Origin of the sequence: Allobosea sp. LC85 (genome assembly GCF_000735605.1) — a bacterium.
Taxonomy (GTDB): domain Bacteria; phylum Pseudomonadota; class Alphaproteobacteria; order Rhizobiales; family Beijerinckiaceae; genus Allobosea.
The window spans coordinates 1-528 of record NZ_JPKG01000003.1 but is presented as its reverse complement, the minus strand read 5'-3'; the positions used below and the strand labels follow the sequence as shown (position 1 = coordinate 528).

Here is a 528-nt window from a genome sequence, read left to right as displayed (position 1 = left end):
GTCGATCTCGCCATCGCCAACTGGAAGTCCTTCGTCGCGGCGCGCGCCGCCTTCCAGCGCCTGCGCGAGACGGTGGTGGCGCTGAGCCAGGCGGTGGTGCCGATGCAGCTGCCGGCCCCGGCGCGCTATCTCAAGGTCGACAAGATCACGGTCGCCGCCCCGGTCACCGGCCAGGTCCTGCTCAGCGAGGTCGGCTTCGACCTGAAGGCGGGCACGGCGCTTGGCCTGATCGGCCCGAGCGGCGGCGGCAAGACGACGCTGGTGCGGGCCCTGACCGGGATCTGGCCGTGCCTGCGCGGTTCGGTCCGGCTCGACGGCGCCGAGCTGGCGCAATGGCCGGAGGCGGCGCTCGGCCGCTTCATCGGCTATCTCCCGCAGGAGGTCAGCCTGCTCGATGCCAGCGTCGAGGAGAACATCTCGCGGCTCTCCGACGAGAGCGACGCCGCCGGGGTCGTGGCGGCGGCGCAGGCGGCCGGCATCCACGAGATGATCGTGCGGCTGGCCGATGGCTACCAGACCCAGCTCGGG

At 72.5% G+C, this 528-nt stretch carries 1 protein-coding gene; it reads left to right on the top strand.

Annotation, left to right across the window (positions count from 1 at the left end; genetic code table 11):
* Positions 1 to 528 (top strand): ATP-binding cassette domain-containing protein (locus FG93_RS00015; RefSeq protein ID WP_043230398.1); only part of this gene is annotated, 528 nt, incomplete at both ends.